The organism is Streptococcus sp. 22.1 (assembly GCF_016648645.1).
Lineage (GTDB): Bacteria > Bacillota > Bacilli > Lactobacillales > Streptococcaceae > Streptococcus.
On the sequence record NZ_JACLQK010000024.1, the window covers coordinates 19,326 to 35,758 of the forward strand.

Here is a 16,433-nt window from a genome sequence, read left to right on the forward strand (position 1 = left end):
AACTTATGCTGGAGCTCTGCCATTTTTGACTATATTATGGTAAAATGAAAGTTATATCAAATGAATGACATAAAGTTGACCGGTTCGTTTTTATAAGGGCTGGTCATGGATAAAAAGAGGGATCAAACATGGCTAAACAAACTTTTGAGATGACCTTTGCAGGACGCCCGCTTGTCGTTGAAGTTGGGCAGGTAGCCAAGCAGGCTAATGGTGCTGTCGTCGTGCGTTATGGAGATACAACGGTATTATCAACAGCTGTTATGTCTAAAAAGATGGCAACTGCAGATTTCTTTCCTTTACAGGTTAATTATGAGGAAAAAATGTATGCAGCTGGTAAGTTCCCGGGGGGCTTTAACAAGCGTGAGGGTCGTCCTTCAACAGATGCCACGTTGACTGCTCGCCTCATTGACCGTCCTATTCGTCCTATGTTTGCGGAAGGCTTCCGAAATGAAGTTCAAGTCATTAACACCGTCCTCTCTTATGATGAGAATGCTAGTGCTCCGATGGCAGCTATGTTTGGCAGCTCTTTAGCTCTTTCTATTTCTGACATTCCTTTCAATGGTCCGATTGCTGGGGTTCAAGTGGCCTATGCCGCAGAAGATTTCATCATCAACCCAAGTGCAGCGGATAAGGAAATTTCACTTTTAGACTTGACAGTGGCAGGTACCAAGGAAGCTATCAATATGGTAGAGTCGGGTGCTCAGGAATTGTCTGAGGATATTATGTTGCAAGCACTCTTGAAGGGACATGAGGCTATTCAAGAGTTGGTTGATTTCCAAAATTATATCGTTGCAGCTGTTGGTAAGGAAAAGGCTGAGGTTGAACTTCTACAAGTTGATGCTGATTTGAAAGTCGAAATCGAAACGGCTTATTATGATCAGTTAGCTAAGGCTGTTCAGGTGGAAGAAAAACTGGCGCGTGAAGCAGCAACTCAGGCTGTAAAAGAAGAAGTCCTCGCCTCTTATCAAGAACGCTTTGCAGAAGATGAAGATAAGGAAACCATTCTGCGTGATGTAGCAGAAATCCTTGAGCAGATGGAACATGCTGAAGTACGCCGTCTCATTACCGAGGATAAGGTTCGTCCAGATGGTCGTCGTGTGGATGAAATCCGTCCTTTGGACGCAGAGATTGACTTTCTTCCTAAGGTTCATGGTTCAGGTCTCTTTACACGTGGACAAACTCAAGCCTTGTCAGTTTTGACTTTAGCACCTATGAGTGATACACAACTTGTTGATGGTTTGGATCCAGAGTATAAGAAACGCTTCCTTCACCACTATAATTTCCCTCAGTATTCAGTGGGTGAAACAGGGCGTTACGGTGCACCAGGTCGACGTGAAATAGGTCACGGAGCCTTAGGTGAACGTGCCCTTGCTCAGGTTCTTCCAAGTGTTGAAGAGTTCCCTTATGCTATCCGTTTGGTAGCAGAAGTCTTGGAGTCAAATGGTTCTTCCTCACAAGCCTCTATTTGTGCAGGAACCTTGGCTCTTATGGCTGGTGGTGTACCGATTAAGGCGCCTGTTGCAGGGATAGCCATGGGGCTTATCTCAGATGGTACTAACTACACTGTCCTGACTGATATTCAAGGTTTAGAAGACCATTTTGGAGATATGGACTTTAAAGTAGCTGGTACACGTCAAGGAATTACAGCTCTTCAGATGGATATTAAGATTTCAGGTATTACACCTGCCATTCTCGAAGAGGCTTTGGCTCAAGCCAAGGTAGCTCGTTTTGAGATTCTTGACGTTATTGAGTCAGCAATCGCTGAGCCACGTCTAGAATTGGCACCAACAGCGCCCAAGATTGACAGTATTCAGATTCCTGTTGACAAAATCAAGGTTGTCATCGGTAAAGGTGGCGAAACGATTGACAAGATTATCGCTGAGACTGGTGTCACTATCGATATCGATGAAGAAGGTCTTGTTCAGATTTTCTCTAGTGATCAGGATGCCATTAACCGTGCTAAAGCTATCATCTCCGATCTTGTACGTGAAGCTAAGGTTGGAGAGGTTTACACTGTACCAGTTGTGCGTATTGAAAAGTTCGGTGCCTTTGTTCACCTCTTTAATAAGACAGATGCTCTTGTCCACATCTCAGAACTAGCTTGGGAACGCACTGAGCGTGTCGAAGATGTGGTTAAGGTTGGGGATATGGTAACTGTTAAAATTATCAAAATCGATGAAAAAGGACGTATCGATGCCTCAATCAAGACCTTGCTTCCTAAGCCTGAAAAGATTGAGGACGGAGAAAATAAAGGAGAGCATCGTCACCGCCGTCGTTCTCATCACAAACCACGCCACCATAATGAAAATGGTGAAGCACCGAAAAATCCTGATAAATCAGAAACGAAAGAACAGATAGAAGAATGACAGAAAATCAAGAATTGCAAGCTTTTGATGAAACTCTAAAAGAATTTTTAAAGGAACCAGACCACTTTTTGACCAGTTTGGCTTTGGTTAATCACCTACAACGTACTCCCGTCTTGGCTGCCCAAGACCTCTACGCAGTTGAAGTGGAAGGCAAGAAGGTTGTTCCTGTCTTCACTAGTGAACAGGACTTACAATCTTTCAAAGCTACTCAAGAGAGTGCTCGAGAACAGACTTGGATAGAACGTTCAAGCTTAGATATCCTAACACAACTGGTTCAGGCAGAGCTTTTTGGTCTTGCTTTCAATTTAAAAGAGGATGGTGATTTCTCAAACACCACTCTGTTTGCAAGCAGTGAACTTATCCAGTTTATCAACTATTTCACTCAGACCTTAAATAATCTTTTGGGTGAGGAAAATCAAAAGGCAGATTTTAAAGATAAGATTTATCTTGTTCCAGCCTTCATTCACAAACGCGAGGAAGATGGTCAGGATGACCGTTTCTTTGCGACCATGTCGAATGCAGAGGGACAGAGTTATGTGCCAGTGTTTACGAACTTAACGAGCTTTGCAAAATGGTACGGTAACGAAACTTTTGGCCTACCTTTCCGTAAGGCTAAAGGGACGATTTTACAATGGCCACTGTCAGAAATTTACCAGCCTTCAACAGGTGAAAATGAGTTGGATAAGGTTCAAGGTATTGTCATCAATCCGTTTGATGAGCAACCTGAGTTAGTCGATTGGTCTTATTTTGAGGGGGATAGCGAGTAGACCTAGTGTTTACAGCTCTCCACTTTAAAGAAATAATAGGGCCACAACAAACAATAATAGCAATAATGATGTAAGGAGTGACCTAAATGGGTTGGTGGAAAGAAAGTATTGATATAGTAAAGAAAAATGACCCAGCAGCTCGGACGAGTCTGGAGGTTCTTTTAACCTACCCTGGATTAAAAGCCTTGGCTGCTCATCGTATCTCACATTTTCTCTGGCGCCACCATTGTCGACTCTTAGCGCGTATGCATAGTCAGTTTTGGCGCTTCTGGACTCAAATCGAGATTCACCCAGGGGCTCAGATTGCTGAAGGTGTTTTCATCGACCATGGCTCAGGCCTTGTCATTGGTGAGACAGCTGTTGTGGAGAAGGGTGCTATGCTTTACCACGGTGTCACTTTAGGTGGTACTGGTAAAGATGTCGGAAAACGTCACCCAACCGTTCGTGAGGGTGCCTTGGTTTCAGCCCATGCTCAGGTCATAGGCCCTATTGAGATTGGAAAGAATTCTAAGGTCGGTGCGGCAGCTGTGGTTGTTGCGGATGTCCCAGAAGATGTTACAGTCGTTGGTGTTCCTGCTAAGGTTGTGCGTGTTCATGGTCAAAAGGATGAAGAAGTTATTCACGATATTGAAGAAGGACGTGAATACTATAGCGAAAAACTAGAAGACCTTCTAAAAGCAGCTAGCTTCCACTCATCACGGCTATAAGGAAAGGAAACGATGAAACTATTTAGTTCAAAGGTGACTCGATTGACGGTCGTGGGCCCTCTTGCCCTTGTTTACATTGCTTTACATAGAGCAGACTATAGCATGGCAGCCTTGTGGTTTTGCATTGCTCTTTTATGGGCTGGTCTTGTTTTTAAGCAACGTCACAAGTAATACTTGAGTTATGAAAAATTTATTCAAAAACAATCCTTTTTTGGTCTTCTATATAGTTGGGAGTTTCCTTTCAGCTATGTCTCTCTTGGCTCAAGGTCAGCTAGTTGCGGCTATATGGATTATCATTCTTGTGATACTCTTGTGTTTATACCTAAACCATATCAAGGATAAAAAATAGTTTCCAGTTAATTGAAAGGAATCTCTAGTGATTAAAATTTATGATACGATGACGCGTTCGCTCCGTGATTTTGTACCTTTGACAGAAAATGTTGTCAATATGTATGTCTGCGGACCAACAGTTTACAATTATATTCATATCGGAAATGCCCGTTCAGCAGTAGCTTTTGATACTATTCGTCGTTATTTTGAGTATTGTGGCTACACAGTCAACTATATTTCTAACTTTACGGATGTAGATGATAAGATTATCAAGGCAGCCAATGAAGCTGGTATTTCAACTAAAGAATTGTCGGACAAGTTTATCGCAGCTTTTATGGAAGATACTGCACAGCTTGGCATTAAACCAGCGACACAAAATCCTCGTGTTATTAACTACATGGATGAAATCATTGCATTTGTGTCAACCTTGGTTGACAAAGGATTCGCCTATGTCTCTGAAGGTGATGTTTACTTCCGAGTAGCTAAGTCAAACAACTATGCTAAATTAGCTAACAAGACTTTGGAAGATCTTGAAATTGGTGCAAGCGGACGTACGGATGCTGAAACAGAACGTAAGGAGAATCCTCTGGATTTTGCCCTTTGGAAAGCTGCCAAAGAGGGAGAAGTTTCTTGGGACAGCCCGTGGGGACTTGGTCGTCCTGGTTGGCACATCGAATGTTCAGTTATGGCGACTGAAATCCTTGGAGATACCATCGACATCCATGGTGGAGGGGCAGACCTTGAGTTTCCACACCATACCAATGAAATTGCACAATCAGAAGCCAAAACTGGCAAGACCTTCGCCAACTACTGGATGCACAACGGTTTTGTCAATGTGGACAATGAGAAAATGTCAAAATCCTTAGGTAACTTTGTAACGGTTCATGATATGCTTAAGACAGTCGATGGTCAAGTGCTTCGCTTCTTCCTAGCAACACAACAGTACCGTAAGCCAATTAACTTTACTGAAAAAGCTATTCATGATGCTGAAGTCAATCTTAAGTATTTGAAAAACACCCACAGTCTTCCCTTGACAGATCAGGTGAATCAAGATGAGTTGCAAACTTATCTTGAAGCCTTCCAAGAAGCTATGGATGATGACTTTAATACAGCGAATGGTGTGACTGTTCTGTTTGACATGGCCAAATGGATTAATTCAGGCAATTATGACCAAACCGTTAAGGATGCTTTTGAAAAAATGCTCCAAGTCTTCGGTATTGTTTTCGAAGAAGAAGTCCTTGATGAAGATATCGAAAAACTCATTGAAGAGCGTCAAGCAGCGCGGGCCAACAAGGACTTTGCGACAGCAGACCGCATTCGCGATGAGTTAGCTGCTCAAGGTATCAAACTTCTTGATACCAAGGATGGTGTGAGGTGGACACGTGACTAAACACCTTGATGTCAACCTTATTAATGGTATTGCTCTCGCTTTTGAGGGAGATGCTGTTTATTCCTTGTACATTCGCCGTCACCTGATTTTTCAAGGTCAGACCAAGCCAAATCAATTGCACCGTCTAGCTACACGCTATGTGTCGGCAAAGGCGCAGGCTAGTCTCATTGAAAAAATGCTAGAGCAAGAGCTTTTGACTGAAAAAGAGCTAGATATCTATAAACGAGGTCGTAATGCGAATAGCCATACCAAGGCTAAAAATACAGATGTCATTACCTACAAAATGTCAACAGGCTTCGAAGCAGTCATGGGCTATCTTCATATGACCGAGGATATTGCTCGCTTAGAGGCACTAATTGCTTGGTGTATTGACGAAGTTGAAAAAGAAATCTAAAAATTCTGCCGAGAGCAGGATTTTTTGTTATTTTTTAAAGGCTATAAAAATTGTAACAGTTAGCCAGAGTTTCAAAATTTAGATTATTTGAAAATCAAAGTAATTCAGCGTCTTGACAATGAAAAATAAGATGAAACTAATATTTAGCACCTTGAAAATGAGAAAGTTAAGGGATGTCTGACACGTGTAAAACCCCGATATTATAGCGTTTTTTAATAAAACTAATTTGACAGAAAGTAAAAAAAAAGTCTATAATATTAGTAAATGAGGCCATCTAAAAAATGAGGAGGTGAATGGAAATAGCTAAGAAAAAAGTTTTCTATACAACTTTTGCTGCTTTGATTTTATCTAGCTTTACGCTTCAAACAGGTAAAGCAGATGAAGTTCAGGTAAAACCTGATGAAGCTAAAATAGATTATGTTAATAGTGAGGCACCGGCTCCAGTTGCTCCTCAGGCTGATTTTTCATCAGTAGGAGCTAAGGCAGAGCCAGCGAGTCAAGTAAGTTCAGTAGTGACCTCAACATCACTGATGGTTGTCTCTTCAAGTGAGACAGATGAGGGGCTTCTTGAGGTACATTCTCAAGTTGATATCGTGGAGACTAGCGTTTCTACGACGACACCTCATTCAGAAGAGGCTCGTGCCCAGGCTTTTGGTGAGGATCGATCAGTAGCGGCATCTGAACGAGGAGATGCAAACCTAACATCTGATTCTGAACAAGCAAAACCAAATATTGTGCTTACTTATGATAAGTCTCGTGAGGCTACAGCGACTGCAGAGTCTCAAGCTGTGACTTCAATGTATAAGAGTGAAAGCACCTTATATACATCTGAACTTGCTGGAAATACACATGCAGTTATTGAAAAATCAGAGTATTCTTCACTGGATTCTCATACGACATCTGTAAGTGCGACTCCTACTAGCCAAGCTATTGCAACTTCTGAAGTCGCTTCTGAGTCTGCAAGTACTGCAAGCTCTCTTGCATCTACCGCTCCAGAAACGAGTCAGTTAAATAATAATTCAGAAGATAGCTTAACTGTCCTTACGGTTGGCTGGAAAGATTCATCATCAACTTCTGAGGTCTTTAAAACTTCTGAAGTGGTTTCTATGTTGCAAAGTGAGAGTTTGACCTATTCGTCAGAGGTAACCTTTACGGATGGACTCATCTCAGAAATCTTAGCAACTCCAATCACTTCTGAAGTATACACCGTTGTTCCAAAACGAGATAGTACTGGAGCGCTTCTTGAAGATCAACCTGCTGTTACAGGGAATACAGATATTCTTTATTTAGCACGTGGTGAAATCTTTAACGTCAACTTTGATGTTAACAAGATGGAAGGTAAGAAGATTAAGGGCCTTAATCTAGTCCTTGATGGCAAACAAATTCATCATAGCTACTTTGTTGAAGGAACTTTGGATGAGGTCAATGCTGGTTTGAGTGCCTACCATTTGGCAGAGCAAACGACTGGTATTCATAAAATGACCTTTGAGTTGATTGATACGAATAACAATATTCATTATCTGACACAGACTTTTAGCGTCTTCAATGAAGGCGAGCGTCCAGTGACACCGGATAGTTACCGTAGGAATCAGTATTCATCAACAACGACAACAACGACTGTACCGGTTACTTATAATACCAGTGCAAATAGCTACACTGAAACCGCCAATCATATACAAGCTACGGCTGTTAATGAGTTGGCTGAGACAACTAGAGCGCTAACACAGCAATTAGCAGAACAAATTGCTGAGGTTTTGAGTGGTTGGTCTTCAGCAATTTCTGGAAATAGTTCAACAAGCACAGGTTCAATTGATATCTTCCAAGCAGCAGGTAAAACCATTACTCAAGCTGCGAGAAAGATTGCAGAATCAATCTCAGATCCAGATACAATTGGTAAGCAAGCTTTGGCTGCTGCAACTGTTGTTCTCGTTCTTCTAGTGCTTTACCTAGCAGCAATTACATTTATTTAACATGCTTTGCCCTCGTAAGAGGGCTTTTTTTATGATAGAATTAGCTTATGAAAACAACTAAAGAATCAAGTCTAGACATTGTTTATGGTGTGCATGCCGTAACAGAGAGTCTGGAAGCAAATACTGGAAATAAACTCTATATTCAAGATGATCTTCGAGGGAAAAATGTTGATGCCATTAAGGCCTTGGCAGCTGAAAAGAAGGTCTCCATCTCTTGGACACCTAAGAAAACCTTGTCTGATATGACAGGTGGAGCTGTGCATCAAGGTTTTGTTCTTCGTGTGTCAGAGTTCGCTTACTCTGAGCTCTCAGTTATTATGGATAAGGCTGAACAAGAGGAGAATCCTCTAGTCCTCATTTTAGATGGACTCAACGACCCTCATAACTTTGGTTCTATCCTACGTACAGCTGATGCTACTCAGGTGACAGGAGTTATTATTCCTAAGCATCGTGCTGTGGGGGTAACACCTGTCGTTGCCAAGACATCAACAGGGGCAGTGGAACATATTCCCATTGCCCGAGTGACCAATCTTAGCCAAACTCTTGATAAACTTAAAGAAGCAGGCTTCTGGGTATTTGGAACAGATATGGATGGCACCCCATCTCATAAATGGAACACAGCTGGAAAGGTTGCCCTTATCATTGGTAATGAAGGCAAGGGAATCTCTGCTAACATCAAGAAACAAGTGGATGAGATGATTACTATTCCTATGAGTGGTCACGTGCAGAGCCTTAACGCTAGCGTGGCAGCTGCAGTTCTCATGTATGAAGTTTATCGAAACCGATTGTAACTATGAAAAAAAGAATACTTCTAGTTGATGGTTATAATATGATTGCCTTTTGGCAAGAAACCCGTCAACTCTTTAAGACCAATCAGCTTGATGAAGCTCGTGAAACATTGCTTCGTAAGCTCAATCATTATGCTAACTTTGAACATATTGATATTATCTGTGTGTTTGATGCTCAGTTTGTTCCAGGGAGCCGTCAGCGTTATGATCAGTATCGTATCAGTGTTATTTTTACTGAGGAAGATGAGACAGCAGATAGCTATATTGAGCGCGCAGCGGCTGAGATGAATACTGTTCAAAATTTAGTTGAAGTAGCAACTAGTGACTTAAATGAACAGTGGGCTATCTTTTCACAAGGAGCTTTACGTGTTTCGGCGCGTGAGTTGGAAGAGCGTGTCAATACTGTTAAGTCTGACTTAGACAAGATGTCGGCACATATTGACTTAAAGACACCAAAACTACGTCCATGGGACGATGCACAATTAGGGAAATTACAGGACCTTTTAAATGAAATAGAATAGAGGGACATATGACATTTAACATTTTGACAGATTCCACAGCAGATCTAGATGAAAAATGGGCTCAGGAGAATAAGGTAGAGCTCGTTGGTTTGACCATTACGCTTGATGATATTGCCTATGAGACCGTTGGCCCTAACCGTTTAACGAGTGGCCATCTCTTGGAACGTATGCAGGAAGGCAGTCAGCCAACCACAAGCCAGGTGAATGTTGGTCAATTTGAAGAGGTTTTTCGTCGTCATGCCAAAAATGGTGATGCTCTTCTCTATATTGCCTTCTCATCAGTGCTTTCAGGTACTTATCAAAGTGCTGTTATAGCGCGTGACATGATTTTGGATGAATACCCAGAAGCTGTCATTGAGATTGTAGATACCCTGGCGGCAGCAGGTGGGGAAGGTTATCTCTCTATCTTGGCGGCAGAAGCTCGTGATCAAGGTAAGAGCTTGTCTGAAACGAAAGCCATGATTGAGGACATTCTGCCACGTTTACGGACCTATTTCTTAGTTGATGATCTCTACCATCTCATGCGTGGGGGTCGCCTTTCTAAGAGCTCAGCCATTATTGGTAGTTTGATTAATATCAAGCCTCTTCTTTGGCTGGACGCTTCAGGTAAGTTGGTTCCTCTGGCCAAAATCCGTGGACGTAAAAAAGCCATTAAAGAAATGGTCCTACAAGCTACCCAGGATATTGGACATAGCACAGCAATTGTCGCTTATGCCAATGATATTGAAGCAGCGAAGAATCTAAAAGAACAATTATTAGCAGTTGACGGCATTGAGCAAGTGCTTATTATGCCACTTGGACCAGTCATCTCTACCCACGTCGGACCAGATACCTTAGCTGTCTTTACGATTGGTAAAGAAGCTAGATAGAAATAGTGTCAGATAGGATTTCCTATCTGATTTTTTGTTTTCTGAAATGATAGATTAATAGAATATCAAAAGATAATCCATACAAAATGAATGATATATTTGACATAGTGTAAAATAATGCTATAATGAATCTAGAAAATGGAGGAAACAAAATGAAAAAGTCAAAGAAAAAAGTAGCTAGCACGATGGATGAACGTGCTCAGTTGATCAGCGGAGAATCTTCTGCTAGAGGTTATTGGGTAGCCATGCTTGGTATATTTGTAACGATTATGGTTGCTAGCAAGACACACTCCGTCGAATTAGTGCAGTCACTATTAATCATCACTTTCTTTGGTTCTATGTGCCTAGTATTAGTTCACAGCGTATCACGTAATGGGCATCCATGGTTGCTAGACAAAAAACTTGAGAAGAAGATGCTTATAATTTCCTGGGTAATGTGTTTTTTGGGAATTTTTATATTGCTAATGGGCCTCTTAAGTCTATTTCAGTCGTTTAAGATAGGGAAGAATCTTATGAGTAGTGTAGCATTTTTGACATTGGGTTTGACCCTTATTTGTGACTGCTGGGTTATTATTAAAAGAATCAAGAAGAACCGTCTGGAAGAACAGGAAGACGAAGAGTAGGTTTTTTAAATGAAAAATTTAAAAATGAAGTCAGCGCGTGTAGCAAAGGATCTCACTCAACAGGGGTTGGCAGATGCTATAGGAGTCTCTCGTCAGACTATCTCAGCTATTGAAAAGGGAGACTACAACCCGACTATAAATCTGTGTATTGCTATCTGCAAAACTCTGGACAAAACTTTAGACCAGCTTTTTTGGGAATCTGAGGATTAATTTGTACCCCCTTAGAGGTTAATTAGGTATGATTTCTAGTCTTACACCTTATAAAATTAGAGACTAAAAAAATACAAAAAATAAAAGAAAAACACCTCCAAATGACTTGCCTTGGACGTGTTTTTTTGATATTATGTTAAACGGTATTGTTTACCCCATTTGAAAGGCCCCGGAACCTTCCAAATACTTTTCGATGGGAAGGAACACCCATCACTCGTAAACAAAAATCGAACTATATATAGGAGAAATCATGAACAAAACAACATTTATGGCTAAACCAGGCCAAGTTGAACGTAAATGGTATGTCGTTGACGCAACTGATGTGCCACTTGGACGTCTTTCTGCAGTAGTTGCTAGCGTACTTCGCGGAAAAAACAAACCAACTTTCACACCACACACTGATACAGGTGACTTCGTAATCGTTATCAATGCTGAAAAAGTTAAATTGACTGGTAAAAAAGCAACTGATAAGATCTACTACACTCACTCAATGTACCCAGGTGGATTGAAACAAATCTCAGCAGGTGAACTTCGTTCTAAAAACGCTGTTCGTTTGATTGAAAAATCAGTTAAAGGTATGCTTCCACACAACACTCTTGGACGCGCACAAGGTATGAAATTGAAAGTCTTCGTTGGCGGTGAGCACACTCACGCTGCACAACAACCAGAAGTACTTGATATCTCAGGACTTATCTAATTCTAAGAGGAAAGGAGCACTAATATAATGGCACAAGCACAATATGCAGGTACAGGACGCCGTAAAAACGCCGTTGCACGCGTACGTTTGGTTCCAGGTACTGGTAAAATCACAGTTAACAAAAAAGATGTAGAAGAATACATCCCACACGCAGACCTTCGTCTCGTTATCAACCAACCTTTCGCAGTTACTTCAACTGAAGGTTCATACGACGTACACGTTAACGTTGTAGGTGGTGGATACGCTGGTCAATCAGGTGCGATCCGTCACGGTATCGCTCGTGCACTTCTTCAAGTAGATCCAGACTTCCGCGATTCATTGAAACGCGCTGGACTTCTTACTCGTGATGCACGTATGGTTGAACGTAAGAAACCAGGTCTTAAGAAAGCTCGTAAAGCATCACAATTCTCAAAACGTTAATCAATACGATTATATCAACGTTTACAGACATTCAAGAATTATTTCTTGGATGTCTTTTTTGTTTCAAAAAATCAAAGTTCACCCCAAAATTCACCCCATATTCACCCCATCAATTTTTTAAACTACGAAAAGCAATATCACCTACAGTCTGATTGACTTTATCTTTGATATTAACGTAAGTTTTTGTAATCTCTTTATCACTATGAGTAAGAGCTTCTGAGAAGGCTTCAAGAGAAACACCTGCTTGTTTAGCAAGAGTAGCACCAGTATGTCTTAGTTTGTGTGGTGATGCTGGTGCTAATTCGGGATGTCTTCGTCTGACTGATTTCATCTTGATAAAACTTAAAATTTTTCTAATTATAACGAAGCATAGTCAAAAAGCTATGACCTCTATATTCACAAAAAAATCCAGACCAATACTAGTCCAGATTTCTTGTCTATTAAACATTCTTTTCAAAGAATGGAAGAACGGCTGTAACGGCTTTGTCAACGCAATTATTTAACTGTGAGAATCCGACGCACATAAATTTTAAATGGCGTCTCAGTCACATTTAAATTTATGAGACGCTTAGACGTTAGGCTTTCAATTTGTCAAATTTTGCTTTGACATTTGCCTTGAATTCTTCAAGTTTAGCCTTGCGTTCGGCTTTACGTTCAGCCTTCATTTGTGCACGTGCCTGGTTGTAGAGGTCTTCTTGGACTTGCAGAGCTGCTTCGATTTCGGCTACGACGGTTGCTACATCCCAACGCACGATTTGGGTGTCGTACTTGGTGAAGTAAGCATCGATGACTGCTTCGTTGTTTTCTTGCACCAAGGCGACAACGGCTGTTTCGCCGTCGATCAATTTTTGAGACACAACGTCAATCAAGCCAGCTTCTGCCGTATCAACGGTATCACCAGCAGCCAAACCATAGAGGCTGCCAATACCATAACCAAACAAGACGCCGATAGGACCACCCAAAAGCCCGATAACTGCACCGAGCAAGCCACCTTCTAGGGTTGCATCCGTCGTTGAATCTTCAAAGTCATAGCGTTCTTTTTCAACGATGTGACCGTTTTCATTTTTGACCAAGGCGATTTGAGCAACCTTGGTCGTCTGAGTTTGGCGGAAAGCCTTCAAATCCGCAAAGGACTGATAAGCTTCGCTTTCAGTGTTAAAGACTGAAACTACTAGGTTTTCCATAGTTAGTACCTCTTTTCTAAATATATACGTTCATTATAATACAGTTTCAATCACTTTTCAATCATTTTAGTGCGACATTTTAATTGATATGTCGCGTTTATCAGCGTCAAAGAACAGTTTCAGGCAGCGGTATATCTTTGCCATATCCCAGCCCAGACACTCTGGCGACTCTGAGTGATTATCAAGAAAGGCGTCCAGCAACATCTTAAAGCCTCCCGTGCAAAAAGTAAATAAATAGTGTTTTTCCTGTATGCCTGTCACACGGCTAAAAGACCGCTTGACCAAATCTTCCAGAAAATTATAGCAGATTTATGTACCAGCTCTGTGTAGCGAGTCTGATGAGCGTGCCGAATCACATCGACACTTTTATAGAATCTGCCAACTGTTTCCTTATGGTCGAATCCTTGAAAGAAGTCGCTTTATTCGTCGGTCAAGACAATTAATTTGGCTGGTGCAACTGATTCGCCAAGCTATGAACAAGCAATTATTACCTTTTGAAAGCAAAAATGGCAATTATGAAGGTGAAGCTACTCAGGTCTTAGTTCTTCTATCCAATTACTATGCAGACAAAAAACTATTTGATGAAAATACAGATGAATATGGAAATATCTTGATTTTAAAGGATTCATCCATCATTTCTAAATTATCGGCTATCCCAGATTTATTAAAAAGGGGATCTAGTAGGTAACAATAATATCGAATATATCAAAGTACGCAATATTAGGATTTCTTCAGAGGTTGAGTTAGAGTCAGATGTTGATGGGGATAAGTCGGATAATCTGCCAATAGATATAAAAATACTAGAAAACAGGCTTGAAAAAGGCTCGTAAAGCTAGCCAGTTCTCTAAACGTTAATTCGTTGCTGGACAGCAGAATACAAACGAAAACACTTTGCATCTTGCAAGGTGTTTTTTTCTATGAGAACTGGCGGTGCGCAATTAGGATAGCTCTAGCGACTTTAGTCGCATAGAGATATGCTATGCACAGTTGCCCCAAGAAAACAAGCGAAGCGATGTTTGATTGGATGGCAACCACTGCACTCAAAACGTTAATCAACACGATTATATCAACGTTTACAGACATTCAAGAATTATTTCTTGGATGTCTTTTTTTGTTCAAAAAACTAAAGTTCACCCCAAAATTCACCCCAAGTTCACCCTATTACTTTTTGAGACTTCTAAAGGCTATTTCTCCTGCTGTTTGATTTACTGTTTCAGTAGTATTGACATAAGTCTTCGTTATTTGGATGTCACTATGAGTAAGTGCTTCTGAAATAGCATTTAATGATGTTCCAGCCTGTCTTGCCAGAGTTGCTCCGGTGTGTCTTAATTTGTGAGGAGATGCTGGAGGAAGTTCCGGATGTCTTCTTCGAATAGAATTCATTCGATGATTAAGATAATCAATATGAAGTGGAACGTTAATACCGTTTGTTCTATTATTGTATGTGAAAACGAATTGCTTTTCATTCTGTCTGATTCCAAACAGCTTTAGTTGCTTTTTTTGTTCTATTTTCCAATCGGTCAGGATATTCATTAGTTCTTTAGGTGCTTTAAATAGAGTTTTTTTATTTCCTTTAGTTGATTTAACATTTCCGAATTTGTCTAATGCTTGTTCAATGAGAATTTCATTTTTTTCAAAATTGATATGTTTCCATTGGAGAGCGTAGGTTTCTGATTTTCTATCTGATAAAAAGAATGTCGTATAGAACAAAGCATAATCTTTTAATTCCATTCGATCATTTTTTAGATCGTCATCAAATGCTTGTAGCCATTGTTTAAGTTCTTCCTCATTTAATGCTAGGTCTTCAAACTTTTTACTTTCTTTGAGGGCTAATTTTTTATTAGCTTTAATTCTACTGATTGTCTTTTTTACCTTATTGACTTGAATATATTCAAGCTCTTCTGCCCAGTCCAAGACAGAATTGACGTACCCTCTAATGGATTTAAAGTTGGCATAAGAATTCGATAGTGGAGTAAGAAGTGACAAAACTAGTTGTTTATTTTCATTGAGATGATCAATAGAATAATTACCTAGGACTGGAAGAATTTGCAAACGAAAGAGATTTTCTGTTTGAAAGACAGTTACTGCTGTAGGTGGTTTAATAGTAGCAGTAGCTTGTCCTGCTTTATAGGGTTCTAGCCAAATGTCTTTGTAAAAATCTTTAAATAGGATGTCTCCTTTTCTTTGAGATAAAGTAGAAAATCTTCCTAAACGTGCATTTTCAATGTCAACAGCTAACTTAATTTCTGCTTCCTTTGCCTCTCTGCGAGTTTTGAATCTTTTTTCAAATCGTTTACCAATTCCTAACTTTCCTTGGACGTCATCGGGTATGTACACCCTTAGCCTATAAGATCCATTTTTTGTTTTTGAAATGCCCATTTTTGCCTCCTTATGCGCTTATCTCTAGTCGAGTCATCCACTGATTGATACTTTCTTTGCTGAAACGAATGGATTTTCCAATTCGAATATAGGGTAATCCCATTGCAATCCAGATATCAAGGGGATTATGTGAAACTCCAAGATAATGGCACGTTTGTTTTTTGTTCAGAAATGGAGTATCTAATCCCATATCTTCTTTGAAATGATGAATCTCATCTTTGATAAGAGTTGCAATCATTTTTTGAATTTCTTGTGTCTGTTCTTCTGGTAATGTTACCTGCATAATGTCCTCCTTATAAAAAAGAACCGTAATAATACGGTTCTATATTAAGTAAATTGTTGTTCATAAAAGGATAAGCTTTCCTGAATAAAATTATCTAGAGAATTTATCCATTTCAATATATCCTTAGGGAAGTTTGAGTGAATTTCATTGCCTAAATTAAGATACAGTGTGTCATCGTCATTTTTATATTTTTCAATTAATTCCTTGTATTTAGTAAATTTCCCTTTTAAGATACTTTCATACACTTCAAAAAAGTGCTTAGTAGATATTAGTAGACTATGATGATACTCTGTAATGGTAGTGTAAAAATCTATATTAGCAATATCAAAACGATCCTCTAAGATTGTATTCCTTACTTTTTCTAAGGTACTTTTAGCAGAGTTACTAAATTTAAAATTTTCACCTTCTTTAAGGATATATTCTAGGTTAAAACTATATCTTAAGCCATCGAAATAAATATGATATGCCCCCTGTCAAGTAGACAGGTTAAATATCTAAAAAAGTGTCTGTTTTTGAAGGTCAGTCGTACATAATA

General features: G+C 40.0%; 19 protein-coding genes and 2 pseudogenes. 16 read left to right on the plus strand and 5 right to left on the minus strand.

The window, feature by feature from the left end:
* Positions 1 to 128 precede the first annotated feature (128 nt).
* The 14 genes from pnp (at position 129) to rpsI (ending at position 12,052) form a co-directional block, all read left to right on the plus strand.
* Positions 129 to 2,366, plus strand: coding sequence for a polyribonucleotide nucleotidyltransferase (gene pnp, locus H7U04_RS09995; RefSeq protein WP_155213428.1), 2,238 nt, complete (start codon positions 129 to 131; stop codon positions 2,364 to 2,366).
* Positions 2,363 to 3,133, plus strand: coding sequence for an SseB family protein (locus H7U04_RS10000; protein ID WP_049546073.1), 771 nt, complete (start codon positions 2,363 to 2,365; stop codon positions 3,131 to 3,133). The genes pnp and H7U04_RS10000 overlap by 4 nt, the downstream gene beginning before the upstream one ends.
* Before the next feature lie 86 nt (positions 3,134 to 3,219).
* A complete protein-coding gene (gene cysE, locus H7U04_RS10005; protein WP_014633706.1) occupies positions 3,220 to 3,840 on the plus strand; it encodes a serine O-acetyltransferase in 621 nt (206 codons plus the stop codon).
* A 12-nt stretch (positions 3,841 to 3,852) separates the two neighbouring features.
* The gene (locus tag H7U04_RS10010; RefSeq protein WP_002886355.1) at positions 3,853 to 4,011 is read left to right on the plus strand and encodes a hypothetical protein; all 159 of its coding nucleotides are present in this window, start codon (positions 3,853 to 3,855) and stop codon (positions 4,009 to 4,011) included.
* A gap of 205 nt (positions 4,012 to 4,216) precedes the next feature.
* The gene (gene cysS, locus H7U04_RS10015; protein ID WP_201043275.1) at positions 4,217 to 5,560 is read left to right on the plus strand and encodes a cysteine--tRNA ligase; all 1,344 of its coding nucleotides are present in this window, start codon (positions 4,217 to 4,219) and stop codon (positions 5,558 to 5,560) included.
* On the plus strand, positions 5,553 to 5,954 hold the full coding sequence (locus H7U04_RS10020) for a Mini-ribonuclease 3 (RefSeq protein ID WP_110981024.1): 402 nt from the start codon (positions 5,553 to 5,555) through the stop codon (positions 5,952 to 5,954). Before cysS ends, H7U04_RS10020 begins: the two co-directional genes overlap by 8 nt.
* 293 nt (positions 5,955 to 6,247) lie before the next feature.
* On the plus strand, positions 6,248 to 7,924 hold the full coding sequence (locus H7U04_RS10025) for a hypothetical protein (protein ID WP_201043274.1): 1,677 nt from the start codon (positions 6,248 to 6,250) through the stop codon (positions 7,922 to 7,924).
* Between the two features lie 47 nt (positions 7,925 to 7,971).
* A complete protein-coding gene (rlmB, locus tag H7U04_RS10030; protein ID WP_002886369.1) occupies positions 7,972 to 8,715 on the plus strand; it encodes a 23S rRNA (guanosine(2251)-2'-O)-methyltransferase RlmB in 744 nt (247 codons plus the stop codon).
* 2 nt (positions 8,716 to 8,717) lie between these two features.
* On the plus strand, positions 8,718 to 9,233 hold the full coding sequence (locus H7U04_RS10035) for an NYN domain-containing protein (RefSeq protein WP_002889631.1): 516 nt from the start codon (positions 8,718 to 8,720) through the stop codon (positions 9,231 to 9,233).
* 8 nt (positions 9,234 to 9,241) lie between these two features.
* Positions 9,242 to 10,102 (plus strand): DegV family protein, encoded by an 861-nt coding sequence (locus H7U04_RS10040; protein WP_201043273.1) that lies wholly within the window; start codon positions 9,242 to 9,244, stop codon positions 10,100 to 10,102.
* Positions 10,103 to 10,227: 125 nt separating this feature from the next.
* Positions 10,228 to 10,725, plus strand: coding sequence for a hypothetical protein (locus tag H7U04_RS10045; protein ID WP_260315567.1), 498 nt, complete (start codon positions 10,228 to 10,230; stop codon positions 10,723 to 10,725).
* Between the two features lie 9 nt (positions 10,726 to 10,734).
* Positions 10,735 to 10,935: a helix-turn-helix transcriptional regulator gene (locus H7U04_RS10050; RefSeq protein WP_002886373.1), complete on the plus strand. Its 201-nt coding sequence runs from the start codon at positions 10,735 to 10,737 to the stop codon at positions 10,933 to 10,935.
* Between the two features lie 250 nt (positions 10,936 to 11,185).
* Entirely contained in the window at positions 11,186 to 11,632 is a 447-nt protein-coding gene (rplM, locus tag H7U04_RS10055; protein WP_002886374.1) for a 50S ribosomal protein L13, read from the plus strand.
* Positions 11,633 to 11,659: 27 nt separating this feature from the next.
* A complete protein-coding gene (gene rpsI, locus H7U04_RS10060) occupies positions 11,660 to 12,052 on the plus strand; it encodes a 30S ribosomal protein S9 (protein ID WP_002888293.1) in 393 nt (130 codons plus the stop codon).
* A gap of 109 nt (positions 12,053 to 12,161) precedes the next feature.
* Here the strand turns inward: rpsI and H7U04_RS10065 are convergent, their stop codons facing one another.
* Together H7U04_RS10065 and H7U04_RS10070 are read right to left on the minus strand one after the other, a co-directional pair.
* Positions 12,162 to 12,383 (minus strand): tyrosine-type recombinase/integrase, encoded by a 222-nt coding sequence (locus H7U04_RS10065; RefSeq protein WP_002893762.1) that lies wholly within the window; start codon positions 12,381 to 12,383, stop codon positions 12,162 to 12,164.
* Positions 12,384 to 12,627: 244 nt separating this feature from the next.
* A complete protein-coding gene (locus H7U04_RS10070; protein ID WP_002893760.1) occupies positions 12,628 to 13,236 on the minus strand; it encodes a DUF1269 domain-containing protein in 609 nt (202 codons plus the stop codon).
* A 349-nt stretch (positions 13,237 to 13,585) separates the two neighbouring features.
* On the opposite strand from H7U04_RS10070, the pseudogene H7U04_RS11580 reads away from it, so the two are divergent.
* Both H7U04_RS11580 and H7U04_RS11330 read left to right on the plus strand, forming a co-directional pair.
* Positions 13,586 to 13,729, plus strand: a pseudogene (locus H7U04_RS11580) (IS982 family transposase); the annotation flags it as partial.
* Between the two features lie 3 nt (positions 13,730 to 13,732).
* Positions 13,733 to 14,066: pseudogene (locus H7U04_RS11330) on the plus strand (diacylglycerol kinase family lipid kinase); the annotation flags it as partial.
* An 85-nt stretch (positions 14,067 to 14,151) separates the two neighbouring features.
* Here the strand turns inward: H7U04_RS11330 and H7U04_RS10080 are convergent.
* The 3 genes from H7U04_RS10080 to H7U04_RS10090 form a co-directional block, all read right to left on the minus strand.
* Positions 14,152 to 14,319 carry a hypothetical protein gene (locus H7U04_RS10080; protein ID WP_173018430.1) on the minus strand — a complete coding sequence of 56 codons (168 nt, stop codon included), beginning with the start codon at positions 14,317 to 14,319 and terminating at the stop codon, positions 14,152 to 14,154.
* A 78-nt stretch (positions 14,320 to 14,397) separates the two neighbouring features.
* Positions 14,398 to 15,615, minus strand: a complete 1,218-nt coding sequence (locus H7U04_RS10085) for a tyrosine-type recombinase/integrase (protein WP_037611323.1) — start codon at positions 15,613 to 15,615, stop codon at positions 14,398 to 14,400.
* Between the two features lie 10 nt (positions 15,616 to 15,625).
* Positions 15,626 to 15,898: a helix-turn-helix domain-containing protein gene (locus H7U04_RS10090; protein WP_201043264.1), complete on the minus strand. Its 273-nt coding sequence runs from the start codon at positions 15,896 to 15,898 to the stop codon at positions 15,626 to 15,628.
* Positions 15,899 to 16,433 lie beyond the last annotated feature (535 nt).